The organism is Rhodovulum bhavnagarense (genome assembly GCF_004343505.1).
Lineage (GTDB): Bacteria > Pseudomonadota > Alphaproteobacteria > Rhodobacterales > Rhodobacteraceae > Rhodovulum > Rhodovulum bhavnagarense.
Genome location: NZ_SLXU01000001.1, coordinates 145,961 through 168,912 on the forward strand (window position 1 = coordinate 145,961; position 22,952 = coordinate 168,912).

The following is a 22,952-nucleotide window of genomic DNA, read 5'->3' on the forward strand; positions in this document are numbered from 1 at the left end:
TGTCACCGGTCGTTCCTGTCGATTCGTATGCTTAAACGGATTTCGGCCCGCGGAAAACGCGCACCGACAATATATTGGGGCTTGGCGGTGCGAATTCCCCCCGCTTTGTCCTTTTCACAGCATGGGCCGGGGGGCGGGCGATCAAATATCCGTCAGGGGACGCAATTCATTGCCACGCGCCCTGCGTGCCGCCCTGTCCGGCCGGGCCCTTGCCGGGGCGGCCGCTTCCATCCGCATTGAATACCGGGCGCGGCACCGGACCGGTCAGGGCGGGCCGATAGCCCAGTACGAAGGCACCCCATCCAGCGCACCACAGACCGGCAGCCAGGTTCAAAAGCCCCTCGTAGGCGTCAAACCAGATAGGCGCTGCCAGGCGGGTCAGGGCCGCCGTCCAGATCGCGCCAAAGGCGATCAACAACGCCGGCCCAAGCCGCAGTTCGGCGCCATCGCGTCGGGCCGCCGCCCGTGCCGCGATCGACAGGGCAAGTCCGCCCATTGCCCCCATCATGAGGGCATGGATCGTATCGCTCTCGCGCCAGGGCAGGGGAAAGAGACATGCCAGCCCCGTCAGAACCAGCCCCGGTGGCAGCCATGCAAAACTCAGATGCAGCATCGCGGCGGGGGCATAGCCGCGCACGGCCAGCCCCCGCCAGCCCCACATCCGCCAAAGTTGTGCCAGCCCCGCCGCGATCAGCAGCCCGGCGCCCAGGGTCCAGCGGTTTGCCAGTGTGGCGGCCAGCGCGGCCAGCAACAAGACAAGCCCCGTGCGATTGGCCAGGGGATGCAGGCGGGGCATCGGCCCCTCGCCCTTTTGCCGCAGGCTGTTGGCGGTAAAGGCCGGCGTCATCCCGCCGGCGATCACCGAAACCTTGACGGCAAAGAACAGCACCAGAATGCGTGTCGACTGCGCCGGGTCGGGCCATGCCAGCCACCCGGTTGCCGAGGCGATAAAGGCGGCATCGGCCAGCCCCAGCAAGGCAATCGTGAAGGGCAGGAAACTGCGTTGCCACATCCCTTGGGCCCAGACCGCGCGGGCAAAGAGACCGGCAAAGACTGCGTAGAATACAAGCCCCGGCGCCAGCACCACGCCCAGCGGCAGCCGCTCTCCCAGCGCCAGCGCGATCCGCGCGAACAGCCACACCCCCGCCAGCGCCGCCAGCCCCGTGCCGGTCAACCGCCGCCCGCCGGTCCAGTTGGGCATCGCGGTCAGAAAAAATGCCGCCATGCAAGCCCCGCCAAAGCCCACGGTCATCTCGTGGGCATGCCACAGCGTCGACGTGCCGAGGCTGGGCACGGGCAGGCCGAGGTCATAACCCCATTGCCACCAGCCCAGCGCGATCACCGCCCATAGGCCAGCAAGAGTGAAAAACACGCGATGTGGGGAAAGAAGGATGTCGCTAAACAGACGGCCCGTTGCCTGAGCGGCCTGACCGCCACCCTGGCCCCTGCCACGGCCAACGCCCCTGCCACGACCTGTGCCTCGGCCGTCCGGAGATCCGCCCTCGTTCATCGACGCCCCGCTATTCCTGATTTGTTTTATCAGGATAAGGCGGCGCGCGGCACATCACAACGCAGCCGAGATGCGACCGATCCGCGCCGGGTGCTCAGTTCCGGCGGATCAGCCCGACAAGTGGCATGATGGTCTTGTCCACCACCGGCACCAGCGCCGCCCCCAGCGCCAGGCCGAAAATGCCAGATCCCAGCGCCGTTAGCCCCCATTCCACCGCGCCCCCGATCGGGGGGAAGACATGGCCGGCCCCGACCGCGAATTCATGCAGCAGATGCGCAGGTGCCGCCAGGCCAAAGACCTCGAGGCTGTGCAGGACGATGCCGCCACCGACCCACAGCATCGCCAGTGTGCCGACCGTGGACAGCAGGTTCAGAACCGAGGGCATCACCCGCACAAGCGCTCGCCCCGCCGCCGCCACGATCCGCGACCCCGACCTGGCCAGCGCGACCCCGGCATCGTCCGCCTTCACGATCAGGGCGACCGCGCCATAGACCAGGAAGGTCAGGAAAAGTCCCACCAATGCCAGCGAAAGCGCCTTGTTCACCAGCGGGATATCCGCGGGCAGCGCGGCAAGCGTGATTGCCATGATCTCGGCAGACAGGATCAGGTCGGTCTTGATCGCCGAGCGGACCTTGCGTTCCTCGAACTGCGCCAGTTCCGCAGGGGTTTGCGGGGCGGCCGAGAGATCGGTATCGGTCTTGTGGCGATGGGTCGGTGCAAGCCAGTGATGCACCTTTTCGGCCCCCTCGAAAGCCAGGAAAAGCCCGCCCAGCAGCAGGATCGGCTGCACCGCCCAGGGCGCGAAGAACGACAGGGCCAATGCGCCGGGCATCAAGAGGACCAGCTTGTTGATCAACGAGCCCCGCGCGATGCGCAGCACGATCGGCAATTCCCGTCTCGCAGCAAGCCCGGTGACATAGCTCGGCGTCACGGCGGTGTCGTCGATCACGACCCCGGCCGATTTGGTCCCCGCCTTGTAGGCATGTGCTGCCGCATCGTCGAGAGAGGCCGCTGCCGCCTTGGCGATCAGGGTGACATCGTCGAGCAGAGCAAGAAGTCCGGAACTCATGGAATGTGCATCCTTTTGGCTGACGGGCCGCATCCTGGCGCGAAGCTCGCGCCGTTGCAGCCCCTGTCATGGGGCTTGCCGTTTTCAGCCCTCGGGTGTGGGCGGCCATTGCGCGCCGCGTTTTTCCATGTATGGGCGGAAATATTCACGGAATGCCGGAAAGCCCTCTGCCAACATCAGGAAGGACTCGCGCTCGACGACCAGAACCTTGGTATCTTCCAGCGCATGAACAGTGGTCTGGCGCCGGGTGGCGCCAAGGATCAGCCGTTCGCCGAAATGGCCGCCGGGGCCGATGATGCGCCTTGTCACCTCGCCGGTGGCGGGATCCTTGCGTTCCATTTCCACAGCGCCCGAGATCACCGAATAGAATCCGTCCGACCGGTGCCCGGCCTCGTAGACCGTATCGCCCGAACGGTAATGGATATACCTGAGCTGTGGCCGGGCCTGCGGGCGCAATTGTACCAGGTTTCGTGCGCCCAGGATGTCCAGCAGCCAGTTGAACATGACCCTGATCCGTGTTGCCACACCGGGCAGAAGCGCAAGGTAATAGGACCGCCAGAGTATCCACGCGAAAAGGCCGGTGAACTGGGTGCCGAAAATCTCGGCGACGCCTCGCCGAGCGCCCAGCGAGGCCAGCGCCCCCCGTGAGGTGTAGTGGAACGGCCTGGGGGATTTACCCTTTAGCGTGGCGGCGATGTTTTGAGCGAGTTGTTTGGCCTCGCGCACGGCGAATTGCGCGGTAGGCGGCGCGAAATCGGCCCGCTCAGCAGCGCCATCCCTGAGCGGGATCAGTGCGCAATCGCCTAGCGCCCAGACATTCGTGCCCCCCTTCACGCGCAGGGTCCGGTCGACCTTGAGGCGCCCGTGCTGATGGGGCAGGGCCATACGCGCGACAACCGGCAGGGGCGCGTTGCCGATCGTGGCCACGATGGTGCGGGTGTCGATCACCTCGCCGCCGGTGGTGACCATTTGCGTGCCCGTGGCGCTGACCACGCCGGTATTCAGCTTTAGCGTAATCCCATGTTTTTCGAGTTGCTCTGCCGCGTAATCACCCAGCCGCGCGGGCATTTCGCCCAGGATACGGCCGGCATATTCAACCAGGATCACGCGCACTTCGGAGGGCGCGATATTGGGATAATAGGGCAGCGACCTGTCGATAAGTTCTTTCAACTCACCTACGGTTTCTACGCCCGAAAAACCGCCTCCCACAACCGTGAAGGTCAGCGCGCCGCGCTTCGTTTCCGGCACTTGGCTGACCTGGGCGTGTTCGAGCTGCTCGATCACGTGACCGCGCAGGCGCCGGGCATCCTCCAGTGTCTTCATCCTCAGCGCGTGCTCTTCCAGGCCCGGCATGCGCGACAGGTCCGCACCCAGCCCCAGTGCGATCACCAGGTGGTCATAAGGCACCTCGGTCGGGCGGCGCTGGATGCCTTGGAACACGGTGATGATGCGCCGCTCGAAATCGACGCTGTCCACCACCGCCTTGCGCACATGTACGCCCTTGAGCAGCACCCGCAACGATGACACCGCATGGGCGGGCGTGATCGAACCCGCGCCGACCTCGGGCAATAGCGGTTGAAAAACGAAATAATTCTCGTCGTTGATGAGTTCGATCTGCGCCTTGCGGCCCAGTTGCCGGCGCAGGGCGCGCGCGGCATACATCCCGCCGAAGCCGCCGCCGAGGATGACGATGCGTGTGGTCACTGGTGAGTCTCCTGTGCTGCTGCCAGCCTAACGCATCCGTGGGGCAGGGCTAGTGGCGCGTCGCCGCCCCGGCCTGAAAACCCGGAACGAAAAAAGGCGCCCACGGCGGGGCGCCCTTCACGTCTTGGCTTTTCCCAGGCTTAGGCCAGGGCGATATTCGTCGCCGACTCGCGGCCGTCACGGCCGGGTTCGATGTCGAAGGTCACTTTCTGGTTGTCAGCAAGCGTGCGCAGACCGGCGCGTTCCAGTGCAGTGATATGCACGAACACATCTTTCTTGCCGCCATCGGGGGCGATGAAGCCAAAGCCTTTGGTTTCGTTGAACCATTTCACGGTGCCAGTAGCCATCCGTCAGTCTCCTTTAATAGGCCGCTCGCGTCGGTGCAGCGGCTTGGCGCAGTCATGGGTCGATCGAGGGACTGCAGCCGGTAAAGGTAGACAGTGGTCGAAAGTCGTAACGTCGCCAGACGCATATGAGGCCTTTGCCGAGTCGTTGCAAGCAAATTCGCGGGAGCGCCGCAGCAGGGGATGATCCCCGGCCCCTGTCTGTGCAGGATGCGCGTTCCTTGAATGGCGGGGGAGAGGTAGGGCAGGCAGGGGCCGTGAAACTGGCGTTTGACTCGACTCGGGCGAACTGTAACACTTTGTTCATAAAATAATTTCGGGCAGGGCTACAATTCTTTACGGGGGACTCTAATGTTTACGAAATCCGCCCTTTTGGCCGCCGCCCTTGCGGTGGTTGCCGGATCTGCAAGCGCATGGACCGACATGGCCCAACCGCATGACCCGAACAGCACGGGACCACGTTCCGTTGCGGGGCCAAATTATTGCCGCGACGGGTTGCAACCTGTGGAATGGAATGGCGTCGTATCGTGTGGCGGCACCTACAGGCCGGCATATATCCGCCTCAACAGCCTCGACGAGGTGCCGCCCGGCTATGTCGGGCGCGTCTATCACCTGCGATACGGTAATCCCGGCACGCAGCCGCTACAGTAGGCGGGCAACCGCCTCGCGATCGCGCTATTGGCGCTGGCATGTGATAGGACCAGCGCCAAGCTTTCTGTGCAATGGTCGGGCGGTTGCAAACAGCGCCGCAACCGCCCTGTGGCACTCTTAGAGTGCCTTGAGATCGCCGGCGGATTTGCGGCCGTCGCGCCCCTCGATCATTTCAAAGGCAACCTTCTGGTTGTCGGATAGCCCCGTCATCCCGGCGCGTTCGACCGCCGAGATATGCACGAAAATATCCTGGCCGCCATCATCGGGTGCGATAAAGCCATAGCCCTTGGTGGCGTTGAACCATTTCACGGTGCCGGTAGGCATCTTCTGTCTCCTCTCTTCTCGCTTCATGCGCGCCCGCGGAATTGCGGCGCGGCAGGTCACAGCCAGGTCTTCCAGTCTTCCGGCTGCCCCTGAAGGAGGAGCGGTCGTCCAGTCGTCTGCCGTCACGCGTTGAGGATGAAGGCCGAATCGGGCCAAAATCAAGTGTCAGGCAATTGAGAGTCTGTCGCAGGCGAATTCTGGCGTGAACGGAGGCAGGATTGATCCTTTACGGGCTGAAAAATTGTGACACGTGCCGCAAAGCGCGGCGCATGTTGGAAGGTGCGGGCCATACGGTGACGTTGCGAGACCTGCGCGAGGCGCCGCTAAGCGCGCAAGAACTGGATAGGTTCCTTGAGACGTTCGGTGCCGAACTCGTCAATCGCCGCTCGACCACATGGCGGGGGCTGGCGTCGGATCAGCGTGATGCGCCACCGCCCGATCTGATCGCTGCCCACCCCGCACTGATGAAACGCCCGGTGATCGAGGCCGAGAGCCGGTTGTTACCCGGTTGGAACAAGGAGGTTCTGGCCGCTCTGTGCTGATCGGGCGCGTCGCGGCGCGCGCGGCCGGGCGCAAGTGAGCGTCAAGAGAAAGGGCACCGCCATTGGCGATACCCTCAGCTTTTGGCGCGGCCGGCTTCAGCCCAGGTCCGGCGGGGTTGCATCGCGAGACAGGTCGGCAACGATATCGTCCAGGGGGACGGTTGTGGTCTGTTTTTCGCCAAGCCGCCGCACCGTCACGGTGCGTTCCTCGACCTCGCGCAGACCGATCGCCAGGATCACCGGCACTTTGCCGACGGAGTGTTCGCGAACCTTGTAGTTGATCTTTTCGTTGCGCACATCGGCCTCGGCCCGCACGCCCGCGGCCTTCAGCGCGGCGACGACCTCGTGTACGTAATCGTCGGCATCGGAAACGATCGAGGCCACGACTACCTGCCGCGCGGCCAGCCAGAACGGCAGCTTGCCGCCGAAATTCTCGATCAGGATGCCGAGGAAGCGTTCGAAGCTGCCCAGGATCGCCCGGTGCAGCATGACGGGGCGGTGTTTCGCGCCGTCCTCGCCGATGTAATGGGCCTCCAGCCGCTCGGGCAGGACGAAATCCACCTGCAGCGTGCCGCATTGCCAGTCGCGTCCGATGGCGTCGGTCAGCACGAATTCAAGCTTTGGCCCATAGAACGCACCCTCGCCGGGGTTCAGTTCATAGGCATATCCGGCCGCCTCGGTCGCGGCCTTCAGCGCGGTTTCAGCCTTGTCCCAGACCTCGTCGCTGCCCGCACGTTTTTCCGGGCGGTCGGAAAATTTCACGCGGAACGTCTCGAACCCCAGATCGGCATAGACCGAGCTGAGCAGTTCGATGAATTTCTGCGTCTCCTCCTCGATCTGGCTCTCGCGGCAGAAGATATGCGCGTCGTCCTGGGTAAAGCCGCGCACCCGCATCAACCCGTGCAGCGCGCCCGAGGGCTCATACCGGTTGCACGACCCGAACTCGGCCATCCGAAAGGGCAGGTCGCGATAGGATTTGAGCCCCTGGTTGAAGATCTGCACATGGCCGGGGCAGTTCATCGGTTTCAGCGCGTTGATCGATTTCTCGCGCGCGTGTTCCTCGTCGACCTCGACGATGAACATGTGTTCCTGGTATTTTTCCCAGTGGCCCGAGGCCTCCCACAGCTTGCGGTCGACGACCTGGGGCGTGTTCACCTCGACATAGCCGCCCGCGTATTGGCGACGGCGCATGTAATCTTGCAACGTGGTATAGATGCGCCAGCCGTTGGGGTGCCAGAACACCTGCCCCGGCGCCTCTTCCTGCATGTGGAACAGCTCCATCTCGCGGCCCAGGCGGCGATGGTCACGTTTCTCGGCTTCTTCGAGGAAGGTCAGGTAGTCCTTCAATTCCTGCCGCGTCCGGAAGGCCACGCCATAGATCCGTTGCAGCATCGGGCGGTTGCTGTCGCCCCGCCAATAGGCGCCTGCCACCTTCATCAACTTGAAGGCATCCGCGGGCACCTGCCCGGTATGTTGCAGGTGCGGGCCACGACACAGATCCTGCCAGTGGCCGTGCCAGTACATGCGGATCGGCTGGCCCTCGGGGATCATGCCGACCAGTTCGACCTTGTAGGGTTCGTTATTGGCCTCGTAATAGGCCACCGCCCGGTCGCGGTCCCAGGTCTCGGTGGTGACAGGATCGCGGCGGTTGATGATCTCTTTCATCTTGGCCTCGATCCGGCCCAGATCCTCGGGGGTAAACGGATCTTGCCGGTCGAAATCGTAATACCAGCCGTTCTCGATGACGGGGCCGATGGTGACCTTTACCTCGGGCCAGATCTCCTGCACCGCGCGGGCCATGATATGCGCCAGGTCGTGCCGGATCAGTTCCAGCGCCGGACCCTCGTCCTGCATCGTGTTTATGGCAATGGCGGCGTTGTCGGTGATCGGCCATTGCAGGTCCCAGTGGGCGCCGTTCACCTGCGCTGAAATCGCCTTTTTCGCAAGGGAATTGGAAATGCCTGCGGCGATCTCGGCGGGGGTGATCCCGGCCTCGAACGCTTTGACGTTGCCATCGGGGAAGGTGATATCGATCTGGCCCATAGCTGGACTCCTCGTCGGTTTGGCGCCCACGGAACGCCCGGTTGCGGGTATGGATTGCGCCTAGGTGGACCCCGGCGCCAAGGGTGTCAAGCGTTTGCGGGTGCGGCGTAAACGCCGCACCCGAAATCTTACGCCAGTTCCGCCAGCCGGGCCAGGGCGGCGCGCAGCTTGTCGGCCTCCTCCGTCTTGGCCTCGGCCAGCTCGCGGGTTTCCTCGACCACGTCCTCGGGGGCGCTGTCCACGAATTTGGGGTTCTTCAGCCGGCCTTGCAGCCCGCCCAGTTCCTTTTCCAGCTTGCCCAACGATTTTTCCAGCCGCACCTTTTCGGCGGCCACGTCGATGATGCCCTCCAGCGGCAGGCCCAGCGTGCCGCCTTCGACCGCGATGGTGATGCAGCCCTTGGGCATCGTCTCGGCGGCGTCCAGGCTGTCGATCCGGGCCAGCCGTTTGATCAGCGCCTCGTTGCGGTCCCAGGCGGCGCGGCCATCGGCGTCCAGCTCGGTATAGAGCATCGGCACCTGCGCGCTGGCGGGCACGCGCATCTGCGCGCGGGCCGAGCGGACCTCTTCGATCAGGGAAATCACCCAGTTCATTTCGCGGTCTGCGTCGGCGTCGATCAACTCGGCCCCGTAGGTCGGCCAGTCCGCATGGACCAGCATCTTTTCCCGCTTGCCCAGCGTGCCCCACAATTCCTCGGTGATGTAGGGCATGATGGGATGTAGCAGGATCAGGCACTGGTCGATGACCCAGGCCATTGTGGCGCGGGTTTCCGCCTGCTGCTCGGGCGTGCCGTCCATCAAGAGCGGCTTGGAGAATTCCACGTACCAGTCGCAGACCTTGCCCCAGACAAAGGCATAAAGCGCGTTCGCCGCATCGTTGAAGCGATAGGCCGCCAGCGCCTCGTCCACCTCGGCCCGGACGCGGGCGGTTTCGCCGACGATCCAGCGGTTCACGGTCTCGGAAGGGTTCGGGCTGCTGCCATCGGGATTGTAGTTTTCGAACACCCCGTTCATTTCGGCAAAGCGCGCGGCATTCCACAGCTTGGTGCCGAAATTGCGATACCCGGCAATGCGTTGGGTCGACAGCTTCAGGTCGCGACCCATCGCGGCCATGGCCGTCAAAGTAAAACGAATCGCATCTGCGCCGAATTCGTCGATCAGTTCCAGCGGGTCCAGAACGTTGCCCAGGGACTTGGACATCTTCTTGCCCTTCTCGTCGCGGACAAGGGCGTGGACATAGACCGTGTGGAACGGGATCTGGTCGACCACGGCCAGTTGCATCATCATCATCCGGGCGACCCAGAAAAAGATGATGTCGAACCCGGTGATCAGGACATCGGTGGGGAAATACTTCTCCAGCTCCGGCGTTTTTTCCGGCCAGCCCAGCGTGCCGATCGGCCAGAGGCCCGAGGAGAACCAGGTGTCCAGCACGTCGGGGTCGCGGGTCAGCGTCTTGCCGCCCGCCATCGCCTGAGCCTCTTCCTCGGTCGCGGCGCAGTATTCCTTGCCGTCCTCGTCATACCAGACCGGGATCTGATGCCCCCACCACAGCTGGCGGCTGATGCACCAGGGCTCGATATTCTCCAGCCAGTGGAAATAGACCTTGCGGTCGCGTTCGGGCAGGATCTGGGTGCGGCCGTCGCGCACCGCGTCCAGCGCGGGGCCGACGATGGCCTCGGCATCCACGAACCACTGGTCGGTCAGCATCGGCTCGATCACCACCTTGGATCGGTCGCCGAAGGGCTGCATGATCGGCTTGTTTTCCACGAAGGGGATCAGGTCCGGTTCGCCCTCTTCGCCCGCCTTGGGGTTTTCCACCATCACCGCCAGACCCTCGGCGGTGATGTCGGCGATCACCTGCTTGCGCGCCTCGAACCGGTCGAGGCCGCGGTATTTTTCGGGCACGAGGTTCACGGCGGTGGTGTCGATGGAGGATGCGCTTTGATGCCCCTCGGCGATGGCGCGGGCAAGGGCGGCCTCTTCGGCATAGGGTTTGCCGTCGGTGCGCATGTGGCCCTTGGTGTCCATCAGCACGTAAAGCGGGATGCGGTTCCTCAGCGCCACGCCGTAGTCGTTGAAATCATGCGCCCCGGTGATCTTCACCGCGCCGGAACCGAAATCCGGATCGGGGTATTCGTCGGTGATGATCGGGATCAGGCGGCGGTGTTCCTTGGGCCCCACCGGAATTTCGCAAAGCTTGCCAACGATGGGCGCATAGCGTTCGTCCGAGGGGTGGACCGCGACCGCACCATCGCCCAGCATGGTTTCGGGGCGGGTGGTGGCGATGGAAATGTAATCGCGTTCCTCTTCGAGAATGACGTTCCCGTCCTCGTCCTTCTCGACATAGGTGTAGGTCTCGCCCCCGGCCAGCGGGTACTTGAAGTGCCACATATGGCCCGCGACCTCGATATTCTCGACCTCCAGGTCGGAAATCGCGGTCTCGAAATGCGGGTCCCAGTTGACCAGCCGCTTGCCGCGGTAGATCAGGCCCTTGTTGTACATCTCGACAAAGACGCGGATTACCGCGTCGTGGAAATTGCCGTCCTCGCCTTCGGGCGCCCCCGGGGCGCCGGACATGGTAAAGGCGTTGCGCGACCAGTCACAGGAGGCACCAAGCCGTTTCAACTGGTTGATGATGGTGCCGCCGGAATGCTGTTTCCACTCCCACACCTTTTCCAGGAACTTCTCGCGCCCCATCTCGCGGCGGGTGGGGTTGGACTTGTCCTTGGCCAGTTCCCGTTCCACGACCATCTGCGTGGCGATGCCCGCATGGTCTTGCCCCGGCTGCCACAGCGTGTCGAACCCCCGCATCCGGTGCCAGCGCACCAGGATGTCCTGCAACGTGTTGTTGAAGGCATGCCCCATGTGCAGCGACCCGGTCACGTTGGGCGGCGGGATCATGATGCAGAACGTGTCGGCACCGGGTTTCGCATTGGCGCCGGCGGTGAAACAGCCGGCCTTTTCCCAGGCGTCGTAGAGGCGTTGTTCTGCGGCGGCAGCGTCGAAGGTCTTTTCCATGGGCATGCGGGGGATCCTCGCGTGGGATGGGCTTGGCCGCTGACTTAGCGAAAGCACGGGCCAAGGCCAACCCCCGCCGGGGCTGGACAGTGAACGCCGCGACGCGCCCGCGCGGCGACAGCACCGGGGGGGCCTACAAGATCCCGCGGCGCGGATCGACTTTGGCTAGGGGCGCAACCGCGCCTCGGCGCGCTGACGGGCCAATGCGCTGTCGCGGTCGTTCACGCCCAGAAGGTTGGCGCTCAGCCGCATCAGCGCATCTTCCTCGGTGTCGCGAATGCCGTCTGCCAGAACGACCTCCCAGAGCGCCTCTATGACGGCCTGGCGGTCCTCGTATGCGACGGCATCCTTGATCGCGCGGGTAAAGCGTACCGTATCGGGGGCCTCGGCCTCAAGCGCCTCGGCCCGGTGGCGCAGCGCGCTGGCCGCGTCATTGTCCAGGCCGTAGCGCGCGGCAAGAAGGCGGGTGATGCGTTCGGCTTCTTCGTGGGAATATTCCCCGTCCGAGCGCGCGATACGCACCAAAAGCGCGCCAAGCGCGAGGCGGGCGTCCGCGTCGGGCAAGGTCTGGGGTTGCGGCTGAATCAGCCTGTTCAGGAAATCGGCAAACATGCGTCACGTATACGCCCCGGCCACGGCCTGGGAAAGCCGGATCAGTTATCGTATCCGGCCACGATCACGAGATCGCCCTCGGATATCGGATCGCGCAGCGCCTTGGCGGCCTGGTAGGCGGGGCTTTCGTAACAGGCGATGGCGGCCTCGACGCTGGGAAATTCGATCACCACGGTCCGCTTGCGCGCATGTCCCTCGCGCAGTTGCTGATCGCCGCCGCGCACGATGAACCGGGCGCCGAACTCGGCAAAGGGGGCGGCATTGGCGGCCTTGTAGGTTTCGTAAGTTTCGGCATCGCGCACATCGACATGGGCGACCCAGTATCCCTTTGGCATGGTCAGTGTCCTTTCAGATGGTCGAAAAGGGTTTGCAGCCGGGCAGCCTCTTGATCGATCCCCCAAGGCGGGTTCACGATGAACATGCCCGATCCAACCAGGCCATGCCCCTCGCGCGCGGCCGGAAACCGGACCTCGTGGCACAGCGCCCCGAGAAAGGCCTCGCGCAATGCGGCGACCATCGGGGTATGCAGGCCCGAGTTCAGGATCGGATACCAGAGCGCCAGAATGCCTACATTCCACTTGCGGTGCAGCGCGGCCATGTGGCCGGGGATCGCGGCATAATCCGATTTCAACTCAAAACTGGGATCGATCAGCATCAGGCCCCGCCGCGGGGTGGGGGGCGTCAGAGCGCGCGCCGCGGCAAACCCATCCTCGCGGCGCAAATGCGCGCCGAACGGTGCAATGACCGCGGCCAGCGCCTCGTATTCGCGGGGATGCAATTCGGCGAGGTGCATAACATCGCCCCGACGCAGGCTGAGCGCCGCAATCAGGGGCGAGCCGGGATAGGCCGCGCCCCCGAAGCGCGCGCGTGTCTCGGCCAGCCTTTTGCGATAGGCATGCGCCTCTGGCAGGCGAGGCTCCATCACCCGGACGCCTGCCGCGGCCTCGCCCGTCCTGACTGCCTCGGGGGCGGACAGGTCGTACAGCCCCCGGCCGGCATGGGTTTCGATATAGCTGAGCGGCTTGTCCTTCTGGGTCAGCCGTTCGAGAATCGCGGCCAGCAGGACATGCTTGTGCACATCGGCGAGATTTCCCGCGTGATAGATGTGCTGATAGGACAGCATCGTCAGTCTGTCTCAGACCAGCCGCGAGGTTTCGACCGCCGCGCGCACGAAATCGGCAAAAAGCGGATGCGGCGCGAAGGGTTTCGATTTCAGTTCGGGGTGGAACTGTACGCCGATGAACCAGCGGTGATCCTTCCATTCGACGATCTCGGGCAAGCGGCCGTCGGGGGACATGCCCGAAAAGACCAGGCCCTTTTCCTCTAGCTTGTCGCGATAGCGTGTATCGACCTCATAGCGGTGACGATGGCGTTCTTCTATCACGGTCGTGCCATAGATCTGGGCGACGCGCGACCCCTCTGCCAGATGCGCGGTATAGCTGCCCAGGCGCATCGTGCCGCCCTTGTCATCCTCGACTTTGCGGCGGACCGTTGCGTTGCCCTGCACCCATTCCTTGAGATGGTAGACAACCGGGGTAAAGCGTTTCTTTCCCGACTCGTGATCGAATTCTTCTGATCCCGCATCGGGGAGTTGCGCGACGTTGCGCGCGGCCTCGATCACCGCCATCTGCATTCCCAGGCAAATGCCGAGATAGGGGATATCACGCTCGCGGGCGAATTGTGCGGCCTTGATCTTGCCCTCGGTTCCGCGCTCGCCGAACCCGCCGGGCACCAGGATCGCGTGGAACCCTTCCAGCCAGGGCGAGGGGTCTTCGCGTTCGAATATCTCGGCATCGATCCAGTCGGCCTTGACCCGGACGCGGTTGGCCATGCCGCCATGGGTCAGCGCCTCGGCGATGGATTTATAGGCGTCTTCCAGTTGGGTATACTTGCCGACGATGGCGATCCGTACCTCGCCCTCGGCGTTGAAGATTCGGTCGGCCACATCCTCCCACCGGGCGAGGTCGGGCTTGGGGGCGGGGCTGATCTGGAAGGCGTCCAGCACCGCCTGGTCCAGCCCTTCGCGGTGATAGGCCAGCGGCGCCTCGTAGATGGATTTCAGGTCCTGCGCGGCGATCACGCTGTCGGGGCGGACGTTGCAGAACAGCGCCAGTTTCTCACGTTCCTTCTCGGGGATCGGCCCTTCGGAGCGGCAGACCAGCACGTCGGGGGCGATCCCGATGGAGCGCAGTTCCTTGACCGAGTGCTGGGTGGGCTTGGTCTTCAACTCGCCGGATGCGCGGATATAGGGCAACAGCGTGAGGTGCATGAAAATGCACTGTCCGCGCGGCTTGTCCTGGCCGAACTGGCGGATCGCCTCGAAGAAGGGCAGGCCCTCGATATCGCCGACGGTGCCGCCGATCTCGCACAGCATGAAGTCGACCTCGTCCTCGCCGATGCGGATGAAGTCCTTGATTTCATTCGTGACGTGCGGGATTACCTGGATCGTCTTGCCCAGATAGTCGCCGCGGCGTTCCTTTTCCAGGACATTGGAATAGATGCGCCCTGAACTGACCGAGTCGGTTGCCCGCGCCGCCACCCCGGTGAAGCGTTCGTAATGGCCCAGATCCAGGTCGGTTTCGGCGCCGTCATCGGTGACGAAAACCTCGCCATGTTCGAACGGGCTCATCGTGCCGGGATCGACGTTGAGATAGGGGTCGAGCTTGCGCAGCCTTACGCTGAATCCGCGCGCCTGCAACAGCGCCCCCAGCGCGGCCGAGGCCAGACCCTTGCCCAGCGAGGACACGACCCCGCCCGTGATAAAGATGAACCGTGCCATGTAGCGGACGCCCCCGTGATTGTCGCTTTTCCTGAGCTCGATCCGGCGCAAAACGCCGCAGCATCACGGGAGTCAAGGTATAGCGGATTCGGGAACGCGCCGCAACCGAGCCTCAAGATGCTGGGGCCAGTTACCGGCCCGATTCAATTTGTTGTGGTGTTTTCGCCGATCAATCAGCCCTGGGCGGTGCCAAGGGGGCATCGCCGGTGGCCAGTGGTGGCGGCGGCAACAGGCCGCCACTTTCCGGTTGGGCCGGTTCGGGCAATGCCTGTTCTTGCGTGTCAGGCACGACGACGGGGCCCAGCCGGTCGACGACCGACGTGCCCTCGGCATTCTTGGCGGCAAAGATCGTCAGGGTCATCGAGGTGGCGATGAAGGCCACGGCAAAGACCCAGGTCAGCTTGCCCAGGGGCGTTGTGGGAGCGCGGCCCGTGATGGCCCCGCCGCCGCCCATGCCCAGGCCACCCCCCTCGTTCCGCTGCAACAGCACGATGCCGATAAGGCAAAGCGCGAGGATCAGGTGAACGATGAGAATGACATTTTCCATGAAGGTGCGGCCCCGGCTGCGTTTGCGCGTTTACCTAAGCCCAACGGGCCGCACCCGCAACCCCCGTCAGGCCTTTGCGGCTTTCGCGGCCTTCTTGGTGGACTTGGCGCGCGTCTCTTCCTGCGCGACCTTTCGGCTGGTCTTTGCCGCGCTGCGCCAGCTCATTGCGGCGGCAATCACCAGCGCAAGCACCGCGATGCCGCCCCAGATGTTGAAGTCGCTCATTTCCAGCGTCAGCAGGCCGTTATCGACAAGGATATAGCCGGCCAGCGCAAAGATGATGATCAGCAGCAGCACGCCCAGCTTGCCCAGCGTGCCAAAGAGAACGCCGAAAAGCATCAGGTAGACGATGCCAAGGAACACGCCGAGCCCGATCACGAGCGCCTTTTGCGCATCGTAATTATCCTGTGCCCAGGTGATGTAGTTGTATTCGGTGGTATTGTAGGTCGCAGCAAGGATGATGAAGGCGATCACCCAGCGAAAGATAAACCCGGACATATCGGCTCCTCCGTATGTTTTTCAATGACGAGTCGCGAGAAAGTGTAACGCTCCTTAACGCGGATGCGGCGAAAATGTGGTTTGCCTCATCGTCGCAGGGTGGGGCGCCGCCCCGATGCCTGCCGCGACCAGTTTTGCCTTGCCTCGACGTTGGACCTGTCTATAGAGGCGAGCGTTTGCAGTTCAAAACGAGGAGTGGCCATGGCCAATGTCGTCGTCGTCGGCGCCCAGTGGGGTGACGAAGGAAAGGGCAAGATCGTCGACTGGCTGTCTGAGCGCGCGGATGTGGTCGCGCGGTTCCAAGGCGGTCACAATGCCGGCCATACGCTGGTGATCGGCGGCACCGTCTACAAGCTGCACGCGCTGCCCTCGGGCGTGGTGCGCCCCGGCAAGCTCAGCGTGATCGGCAACGGCATGGTGCTCGATCCCTGGCATGTTCTCAAGGAAATCGAGACGCTGCGCGCGCAGGGGGTCACGATCACCCCCGAGACGTTGATGATTGCCGAGAATACCCCCCTGATCCTGCCTTTTCACGGTGAACTCGATCGCGCCCGCGAAAGCCAGACCGCGGTTGCGCGGATCGGTACCACTGGCCGTGGGATTGGTCCGGCCTACGAGGACAAGGTCGGCCGCCGGGTAATCCGTGTCGCCGACCTGGGCGACCGCGCGACGCTGGAACTGCGTGTAGATCGCGCGCTGATCCACCATAACGCGCTGCGTGCGGGCCTGGGGTTGGACTCCATCGACCGCGATGCGCTGATCGCCGCGCTTGAGGATATCGCCCCCGAGATCCTGAAATACGCCGCCCCCGTCTGGAAGGTGCTGAACGAGAAACAGAAAGCGGGTAAACGTATCCTGTTCGAGGGGGCCCAGGGCGCGCTTCTGGACATTGATTTCGGCACCTATCCCTTCGTGACCTCGTCGAACGTGATCGCCGGGCAGGCGGCCACGGGGACCGGCCTGGGGCCGGATGCGGTGGATTTCGTGCTGGGCATCGTCAAGGCCTATACCACGCGGGTCGGCGAGGGGCCGTTCCCGACCGAGTCGCATGATGCGGATGGCGAACGGCTGGGAACCCGCGGGCATGAATTCGGAACCACCACGGGCCGCAAGCGCCGCTGCGGCTGGTTCGACGCAGTGCTGGTGCGCCAGACCTGCGCGACCTCGGGCGTCAACGGCATCGCGTTGACCAAGCTCGACGTGCTTGACGGTTTCGAGACGCTGAAAATCTGTGTCGGTTACGACCTGGATGGCGAGCGGCTGGATTACCTGCCTACCGCGGCTGACCGCCAGGCGCGGTGTGTCCCGATCTACGAGGAATTGCCCGGCTGGTCGGAATCGACAGAAGGAGCACGAAGCTGGGCCGACCTGCCCGCGAACGCGATCAAGTATGTCCGCCGGGTCGAAGAGTTGATCCAATGCCCGGTTGCGCTATTGTCCACCTCGCCCGAGAGGGACGACACCATCCTTGTCACGGACCCGTTTGCAGACTGATGGCGCTATCTTACAAAGCTCGCCGCCGCTGGGCGCTGGTCATCCTGTTGATCGGCCTGCCTGCCTATATCGTGGTCGCGATCACGATCATGAACCTGCTGGATCGTCCGCCTTTCCTGGTCGAGTTGCTGGTTTATGTCGCTCTTGGCATCGTCTGGGCATTGCCGTTCAAGTTCGTCTTCAGAGGGATCGGCCAGGCCGATCCCGATGCCGTCCCCGGACAAGACGAAAACCCATCTGACAAGAGGTGAACGGCCGGGCGTTGCGCCCGGCCGGTTTGATCGTGATCGATCATGCCGTCCCGTTCAGGCCTGGCGAAGCGTTTCCTTGTCGAAATCGTCATCTTCGCCCGTGCCGCCATCCAGCGTGAACCGGCCCTTGTCTATCTTGCGTAGCCGCCCCGAGCGCAGCATCGTTCCGAAGGCCCTCAGAAGGTCTTCACGCAGGACGGTCTCGCCCAGCTCGGCCATTGCCAGCCGCATCACCTGCGGGCGGCTGAAATCGGCCAGTTGCTCGATTTCGGTCAAGTAGGCGCAAGCCGCCTCGACCACCGTTTGCGGCGATGCCGCGCCGCGCGATTGCACGAATTGGGTAAAACTCTGTTCGGCGGCAAAGAGGTTGTCGGGGGTCGAATCCCCGGAACTGGCGAGATCCTCGACCCTGGCCACGCGGCGCGGACGCACGGCGCGCGGCTCGTCGCCGGGGAGGGTTTCGGGCCTATCCACGCGCTGTTCCGAGACCAGCATCAGCGGCGCCAGCGGCTCGCGGCGGTCGGGGCGCGGGGTGCGCGGTGCGGTTGTGCCGCGCACCACCTTGGCCAGGACCTCGCGATAGGGATGTCTCTGGCGCTCGGCCTCGGCGCCCTTGTCCGGGACGGGTTCAAGCTTGCGGTCCGCAACTGTCGCTGTCACCGCGGCCTTGAGATGCGCGATCGCGGCCAGCCTGCGTTTCTGGTCGGGGCCTTCCAGCTTTGTATTCGTTTCGTCCACCAGGCGGCGCAGCATGCCGTCCTGGGTATCGAGTTCGGCCCCCTTCAGACGCAGGGCGGCGTCGCGCTGTGGCGCGGCAGCTTTTGTCGTTTCCCCGGACTCGGCGACGGTAGCGCGATGGCCTTTTTCCCGAATATCGGCTTTGCTGTCATCGGTGCGCGTGGCCACTGCCTCGCGTGCAGCGGCGGCCAATTCGGCCTGAAGTTCGGCCTCAAGCGCATCGGGCAGGCGCGCATCATCCGCGTCGGATTCCGATAGCGCATCGGCAAGCGCGTCGATGATTTCGGTCTCGGTCTCGGTCTCGGTCTCGGTCTCGGCGGGTTTCGTCTCCTGGGTCGTGCCGTCAGCGGATGCCGCGTCCTCGGAGAATGCGTTCTGCGCGGCTGCACCTTCCGGTGTCGTGTCCTGGTCCTGCGTGCCATGCTTGATTTGCAGGATACGGGCGCGGGCACGACCGGCGGCGGCCTCGACCGCGGCAGTGATTTCGGAAACGCGTGGTGAAACCGCCTGCGTGGCCGTGCCCGGCGCGGTTTGGGCGATCTCGTCGAGTGCATCTTTCCGATCCGCGGTCTTTGCGCTGTCGTGCTGGGCAACAGTTTCGTCGAACTCATCCCGCGTGGGATCGGCAGTCTGCTCGGCGGTGTCGGCGAGGCGCATGTCGTTTTGCGCGGGCGCCTCGTCTCGGGCATCTTTGGATTGGGCGTCTTCTACCTGGTCGGGCTGGTCGTCGGAAAGGTCAGGCGCGGCCTCGTGGGTCTCGGCCATGTCTTCTGGGGGGATGTCCGTCCGTGCGGTGCGGTCACCTGCCGTGTCGGTGGTTTCGTGCCCTAACGCGGCCTGGACGTTTTGCAGGATCGGATCATCCTCGGGCCCTTGCGGCGCGGCCTCGGGCTGTGCGACCCCGGACTCGGGGGAAGGGTCGGGCTTGCGCGGCGCAGGCGTGGCCGGATGAACGGCGCCGCTGTCGGGCGCGCTGTGACGGGCCGATTCGACCACGGCGCGGATGCGTGCCAGCTTGGCCGCGACGGAATCGGCGGGGGCGGGCTGGGCCTCGGGCATGACCGGTGCGTCGGATTGCTCGGCGGTGCGTTGCGCCGAGGCGGGGGCCGTTTGCGCGGGCGGGGTGGGATTGACCTGCCGTGGTGCGTCCAGCGTGGCGGGGCGCAGAACAATCCCGTCCTGGCCCACATGGGCATCTACACGCTTGCGGATTTCGCGTTCGGCGATGCGCTGAAGCATTTCGGCGTCCGGCGTCGGTGGCTCGGCTCCGAAATAGCGGTCATCGGCTGCAAGATCGCGGAAATATTCCGCGATTGCCTTCATAGTGCCAAAAGAGTCGTCGAACCCTTCCAACGTACAGGAGAAGGTTCCATAGGAAACCGTGAGGATCTTACTCGTACCAACCATCTTCTGCTCGCTTTCTCCCCGCACCTTCCACCAATTGTTTACCATATAGGAGGCTGTGAAATTGAACAGAAAGGGGAATTTTGAAGGATTTTTCAGTGTTCGGATTGTGATCGGACAGCGATTGGCCCATGCATGACGTCATGCTGACACGAATTCTGCAAAGTTCTGACAATATTACGATTATCGGTGGGGGCACGGTTTCCGCGCCGCTATTGTCCGAGGCGCTGAGGTTTGCCCCGATGCTGGTGGCGGCCGATGGAGGGGCCGATACGATTCTGGCCCATGGTCACATGCCGCGGGCGGTTGTCGGAGATTTCGATTCGATCTCTGATCGGGCCCGAGTGGCGATTCCAGCCGACCGCCAACATCGCGTCGCCGAGCAGGAGAGCACCGATTTCGAGAAAACTCTGCGCGCGATCTCAGCCCCACTGATCCTCGGGCTTGGCTTTCTCGGGCCCCGGATCGACCACCAGCTTGCTGCTCTCAATACATTGGTGCGATACCCGCAAAAGCGTTGCATTCTGCTGGGCCCTGACGATCTGTGCTTTGCCTGCCCTGCCGATTTGCGCCTTGACCTGCCCATCGGCACGCGCCTGTCGCTTTTCCCGATGACCGAGACCACCGGGGTCAGTGCCGGCCTGCGCTGGCCGATCGAGGGGCTGACATTTGCCCCCGATCGGCGTGTCGGCACCTCTAACCGGGTCACGGGGCCTGTCAGGCTGTGCATGGATGGTCCGGGGATGGTGGTGATCCTGCCGCATGATCAATTGCACGCGGCGATTACGGGGCTTATGGCGGGGGCGGGGGCAAGCGGCTGAGGTGGCGCTCACGCACGAAGACGTACAATCCCGCCCCTATGATGATGGCAATGCCCGCCAGCGCCTGGGGATCGGGAAGATCGTCGAAGACCAGCCATCCCAAGACCGCAGCGGCAACGATTTCCAGATATTGCAAAGGTGCGATAACCGCGGTGGGGGCCAGCCTGAGAGCGGCGCTGATGAAAAGATGCGCGACCGTGGCGGCCAGGCCCACCCCGGCCAGCCAGACCCACGCCACCCCCGAGGGCCAGACCGGGTCAAGCGGCGTGATGCCCGAACCGCTGGCGCCCGCCAGTAGCGGCACGATGACAAGGCACGCGGCAAGCGCGGTCCAGGCCTGTAGCGCAACCGGGTGCAGCCTTTGCGCCACCTGCCGCGTCAGCACCACGTAAAGGGCAAAGCAAAGCGCCGTCACCAGCGGCAAGAGCGCCACCGTTCCAAAGGCAGAAAAACTGGGCCGGATCACCAGCATCGCGCCGGCAAAGCCCGCGATGCAGGCCAGCACCCGGCGCCACCCCACTGATTCGCCAAGGAAAATTGCGCCAAGCAGCGTCAGGATGAAAGGTTCCACGAAAAAGATCGCTATGGCATCGGCCAATGGCAGCGTGCCGAGGGCCGTGAAAAATGCGCCGGTTGCCATCAGGATCAGCATCGCCCGCGCCAGGTGCAGACCTGCCTCTGGCAATGTCGGGCGAGAAAGGCAGCCCAGAATCGCCGCCGCGGGCAACAAAACCGCCACCTGGACCAGGAACCGGGCGGCGACGATCTGTCCGACAGGGATCGTTGCGGCAGCCATCTTGGCAAAGCTGTCCATCACCGGGGCAGTCACGGTGAAGCCGATCATCAACAGGATGCCGGTCAAGATCCGGTCTGGCGATTGGGGCATGAGGTCGGTTTGCCGCCTTTGCCATGCGTCGTCCAGCACCATTGCGCCGCGCTGCCGACTTTTCAGCGCCCCGATCCGGGACGATTATCGCCGGAGCCGCTCGCGTCTGGCAGGGTTCTGCCGCTTTCGCTGGAAAAATCCGAACGGCTCGCTTATGTCGGCCTCGATCCAAGCTACAGGAGGCAAGGCGGACATGGCCCGCATCACCTATATCGAGCATAACGGCAAAGAGCATGTCATCGAGGTCGCCAACGGGCTGACGGTGATGGAGGGCGCGCGCGATAACGGGGTTCCCGGTATCGACGCGGATTGCGGTGGGGCCTGCGCCTGTTCCACCTGCCACGCCTATATCCATCCCGACTGGATGGCTAAACTCCCGCCGGTCGAGGCCATGGAAGCCGACATGCTTGATTTTGCCTTTGCGACCGATCCTGCGCGATCGCGCCTGACCTGCCAGATCAAGGTGACCGATGCGCTGGACGGTCTGGTCGTACAGCTACCTGAAAAACAGATATAATTCGCCCTGCGCCCGTGAGCGGCACCCGTTGGGCGGCGGGGTCCTGACTGACAACACCCGCCGCTGGACGCGGCGGGTGTTGTTCAAGCCGGCGGTGCGGCTGGATTACTTTTCCACTTCGCCCGTCATGATCTGACGCAGGAATTTGCTAAAGCCGCCATTCCCGTTGGATTTGCCTCCGCTGGTTTCACCCAGTTCGGTGTCGAACATGGTGGCCTTGTCGCTGAGCAGCGGCCAGTTCATGCGGGACGAAAACGGGGTGGGCGTGCTGGTCATCAACTCGACATGGCCTTCGCCGATACCGCCCAAAAGGGGCCAGTTCATCCGCGAGGACAGCGGGGTCGGGTCCTCGGTCTTGAGTTCGAGATTCGACTTCCGGCTGCTGAGCAGCGGCCAGTTCATCATTTTCGAGAACGGCGTCGGGTCGCTGGTGAGTTTCGCGGGCCCTTCGGGATTGGTATTGTCAGTCATGATCCACCTAACTTTGATCCGGTCCACCAAAAGAAGATTGGCTTCGACCGCAGGATGGGCTTATCGGCCTGCGTTGGGCAAGGTGATTTTTCGCCGCGTCCGGGATTCGCGTCTTGACGGCGGAACCATTGCCTGCGCGATACGCAGTTTACGCCACGACCGTGCGAAATTCGAGTCGTCTCAGCCTTGCGCGGCGCCCGACCGCGCGTTCCCGCCGACAAGGAGATCCTCATGCCCGAACCCCTAGCCGTGCTGCGTATCTCACCGGTGCGCCGGTTCGCCGGTCTGGTCATGCTGGCACTGCTGGCGGGCTTGATGCTTTATGTGGCCGCGCTTCGACCGCCGGATATGCTGGGCTGGCGGGTTTTTCTGCTGGCGCTTGGCGGGGCTGTCCTGGCATTGACCGAGGCGATGCGTCGCGCAACGCTGGGGTCGCTTTGCCTGACGCGGGCGGGGCTTTTCGACGGCGAGGGGCGTCAACTCGCCGCGCTGGACGATATCCGCGCGATATCCCGGGGGCTTTTCGCGATCAAGCCATCGAACGGCTTCACCCTGTTGCTGTCCAGCCCGGGCCCGCGGGCCTGGGCGCCGGGGCTGTGGTGGCGGCTGGGCAGGCGGCTGGGTGTGGGGGGCGTGACCTCTGCCGCGCAGGCCCGCGCGATGGCCGAGATCTTGTCCGCGCTACTGGCCGAACGTGATGCCCGGCGCGATAACGACCGTGGATGAGCCC

Annotated in this window: 23 protein-coding genes; 7 read left to right on the forward strand and 16 right to left on the reverse strand. The window is 63.9% G+C overall.

Features of this window, described 5'->3' with window-relative positions; translation table 11 throughout:
- Nucleotides 1-166: 166 nt before the first annotated feature.
- The 4 genes from EV663_RS00720 to EV663_RS00735 all read right to left on the reverse strand — a co-directional run bounded on the left by EV663_RS00720 (nucleotide 167) and on the right by EV663_RS00735 (nucleotide 4,630).
- On the reverse strand, nucleotides 167-1,510 hold the full coding sequence (locus EV663_RS00720; protein WP_132949850.1) for an NnrS family protein: 1,344 nt from the start codon (nucleotides 1,508-1,510) through the stop codon (nucleotides 167-169).
- 94 nt (nucleotides 1,511-1,604) lie between these two features.
- Complete coding sequence (locus tag EV663_RS00725) at nucleotides 1,605-2,579, reverse strand: DUF808 domain-containing protein (protein ID WP_132949851.1); 975 nt, start codon at nucleotides 2,577-2,579, stop codon at nucleotides 1,605-1,607.
- A gap of 84 nt (nucleotides 2,580-2,663) precedes the next feature.
- Entirely contained in the window at nucleotides 2,664-4,283 is a 1,620-nt protein-coding gene (locus EV663_RS00730; protein ID WP_132949852.1) for an FAD-dependent oxidoreductase, read from the reverse strand.
- Between the two features lie 140 nt (nucleotides 4,284-4,423).
- Entirely contained in the window at nucleotides 4,424-4,630 is a 207-nt protein-coding gene (locus EV663_RS00735) for a cold-shock protein (protein ID WP_132949853.1), read from the reverse strand.
- A 348-nt stretch (nucleotides 4,631-4,978) separates the two neighbouring features.
- On the opposite strand from EV663_RS00735, the gene EV663_RS00740 reads away from it, so the two are divergent.
- Nucleotides 4,979-5,278, forward strand: coding sequence for a hypothetical protein (locus EV663_RS00740; RefSeq protein ID WP_132949854.1), 300 nt, complete (start codon nucleotides 4,979-4,981; stop codon nucleotides 5,276-5,278).
- A 117-nt stretch (nucleotides 5,279-5,395) separates the two neighbouring features.
- On the opposite strand, the gene EV663_RS00745 is transcribed toward EV663_RS00740, so the two are convergent.
- A complete protein-coding gene (locus EV663_RS00745; protein ID WP_132949855.1) occupies nucleotides 5,396-5,602 on the reverse strand; it encodes a cold-shock protein in 207 nt (68 codons plus the stop codon).
- 218 nt (nucleotides 5,603-5,820) lie between these two features.
- Here EV663_RS00745 and EV663_RS00750 point away from each other — a divergent pair, with 218 nt between their 5' ends.
- Nucleotides 5,821-6,144, forward strand: a complete 324-nt coding sequence (locus EV663_RS00750) for an arsenate reductase family protein (protein ID WP_132949856.1) — start codon at nucleotides 5,821-5,823, stop codon at nucleotides 6,142-6,144.
- A gap of 96 nt (nucleotides 6,145-6,240) precedes the next feature.
- Here the strand turns inward: EV663_RS00750 and thrS are convergent, their stop codons facing one another.
- The 8 genes from thrS to EV663_RS00790 all read right to left on the reverse strand — a co-directional run bounded on the left by thrS (nucleotide 6,241) and on the right by EV663_RS00790 (nucleotide 15,640).
- Entirely contained in the window at nucleotides 6,241-8,187 is a 1,947-nt protein-coding gene (gene thrS / locus EV663_RS00755) for a threonine--tRNA ligase (protein WP_132949857.1), read from the reverse strand.
- A gap of 128 nt (nucleotides 8,188-8,315) precedes the next feature.
- Nucleotides 8,316-11,210, reverse strand: coding sequence for a valine--tRNA ligase (locus EV663_RS00760; protein WP_132949858.1), 2,895 nt, complete (start codon nucleotides 11,208-11,210; stop codon nucleotides 8,316-8,318).
- A 159-nt stretch (nucleotides 11,211-11,369) separates the two neighbouring features.
- Nucleotides 11,370-11,816: a tellurite resistance TerB family protein gene (locus EV663_RS00765; protein WP_132949859.1), complete on the reverse strand. Its 447-nt coding sequence runs from the start codon at nucleotides 11,814-11,816 to the stop codon at nucleotides 11,370-11,372.
- 41 nt (nucleotides 11,817-11,857) lie between these two features.
- Nucleotides 11,858-12,151 (reverse strand): DUF1330 domain-containing protein, encoded by a 294-nt coding sequence (locus tag EV663_RS00770; RefSeq protein WP_132949860.1) that lies wholly within the window; start codon nucleotides 12,149-12,151, stop codon nucleotides 11,858-11,860.
- Between the two features lie 2 nt (nucleotides 12,152-12,153).
- Nucleotides 12,154-12,939: a 23S rRNA (adenine(2030)-N(6))-methyltransferase RlmJ gene (gene rlmJ, locus EV663_RS00775; protein WP_132949861.1), complete on the reverse strand. Its 786-nt coding sequence runs from the start codon at nucleotides 12,937-12,939 to the stop codon at nucleotides 12,154-12,156.
- 12 nt (nucleotides 12,940-12,951) lie between these two features.
- Complete coding sequence (locus tag EV663_RS00780; RefSeq protein ID WP_132949862.1) at nucleotides 12,952-14,595, reverse strand: CTP synthase; 1,644 nt, start codon at nucleotides 14,593-14,595, stop codon at nucleotides 12,952-12,954.
- 169 nt (nucleotides 14,596-14,764) lie between these two features.
- A complete protein-coding gene (gene secG / locus EV663_RS00785; protein ID WP_132949863.1) occupies nucleotides 14,765-15,142 on the reverse strand; it encodes a preprotein translocase subunit SecG in 378 nt (125 codons plus the stop codon).
- Between the two features lie 66 nt (nucleotides 15,143-15,208).
- Nucleotides 15,209-15,640: a DUF6524 family protein gene (locus tag EV663_RS00790; RefSeq protein WP_132949864.1), complete on the reverse strand. Its 432-nt coding sequence runs from the start codon at nucleotides 15,638-15,640 to the stop codon at nucleotides 15,209-15,211.
- 201 nt (nucleotides 15,641-15,841) lie between these two features.
- On the opposite strand from EV663_RS00790, the gene EV663_RS00795 reads away from it, so the two are divergent.
- Both EV663_RS00795 and EV663_RS00800 read left to right on the forward strand, forming a co-directional pair.
- A complete protein-coding gene (locus EV663_RS00795) occupies nucleotides 15,842-17,134 on the forward strand; it encodes an adenylosuccinate synthase (protein WP_132949865.1) in 1,293 nt (430 codons plus the stop codon).
- Entirely contained in the window at nucleotides 17,134-17,385 is a 252-nt protein-coding gene (locus EV663_RS00800; RefSeq protein ID WP_132949866.1) for a DUF2842 domain-containing protein, read from the forward strand. The genes EV663_RS00795 and EV663_RS00800 overlap by 1 nt, the downstream gene beginning before the upstream one ends.
- Before the next feature lie 54 nt (nucleotides 17,386-17,439).
- Here EV663_RS00800 and EV663_RS00805 read toward each other — a convergent pair whose 3' ends face one another.
- Nucleotides 17,440-19,530 carry a hypothetical protein gene (locus EV663_RS00805; RefSeq protein WP_132949867.1) on the reverse strand — a complete coding sequence of 697 codons (2,091 nt, stop codon included), beginning with the start codon at nucleotides 19,528-19,530 and terminating at the stop codon, nucleotides 17,440-17,442.
- A gap of 128 nt (nucleotides 19,531-19,658) precedes the next feature.
- Here EV663_RS00805 and EV663_RS00810 point away from each other — a divergent pair, with 128 nt between their 5' ends.
- Nucleotides 19,659-20,348, forward strand: a complete 690-nt coding sequence (locus tag EV663_RS00810) for a thiamine diphosphokinase (protein ID WP_243697838.1) — start codon at nucleotides 19,659-19,661, stop codon at nucleotides 20,346-20,348.
- On the opposite strand, the gene EV663_RS00815 is transcribed toward EV663_RS00810, so the two are convergent.
- Nucleotides 20,320-21,234: a DMT family transporter gene (locus tag EV663_RS00815; RefSeq protein ID WP_132949868.1), complete on the reverse strand. Its 915-nt coding sequence runs from the start codon at nucleotides 21,232-21,234 to the stop codon at nucleotides 20,320-20,322. The two genes, EV663_RS00810 and EV663_RS00815, sit on opposite strands and share 29 nt — an antisense overlap.
- Nucleotides 21,235-21,427: 193 nt before the next feature.
- On the opposite strand from EV663_RS00815, the gene EV663_RS00820 reads away from it, so the two are divergent.
- On the forward strand, nucleotides 21,428-21,751 hold the full coding sequence (locus EV663_RS00820; RefSeq protein ID WP_132949869.1) for a 2Fe-2S iron-sulfur cluster-binding protein: 324 nt from the start codon (nucleotides 21,428-21,430) through the stop codon (nucleotides 21,749-21,751).
- 105 nt (nucleotides 21,752-21,856) lie between these two features.
- Here the strand turns inward: EV663_RS00820 and EV663_RS00825 are convergent, their stop codons facing one another.
- The gene (locus EV663_RS00825) at nucleotides 21,857-22,222 is read right to left on the reverse strand and encodes a hypothetical protein (protein WP_132949870.1); all 366 of its coding nucleotides are present in this window, start codon (nucleotides 22,220-22,222) and stop codon (nucleotides 21,857-21,859) included.
- Between the two features lie 231 nt (nucleotides 22,223-22,453).
- Between EV663_RS00825 and EV663_RS00830 the strand changes: the two genes are divergently transcribed.
- A complete protein-coding gene (locus EV663_RS00830; RefSeq protein WP_132949871.1) occupies nucleotides 22,454-22,948 on the forward strand; it encodes a hypothetical protein in 495 nt (164 codons plus the stop codon).
- The last annotated feature ends 4 nt before the right edge of the window (nucleotides 22,949-22,952 follow it).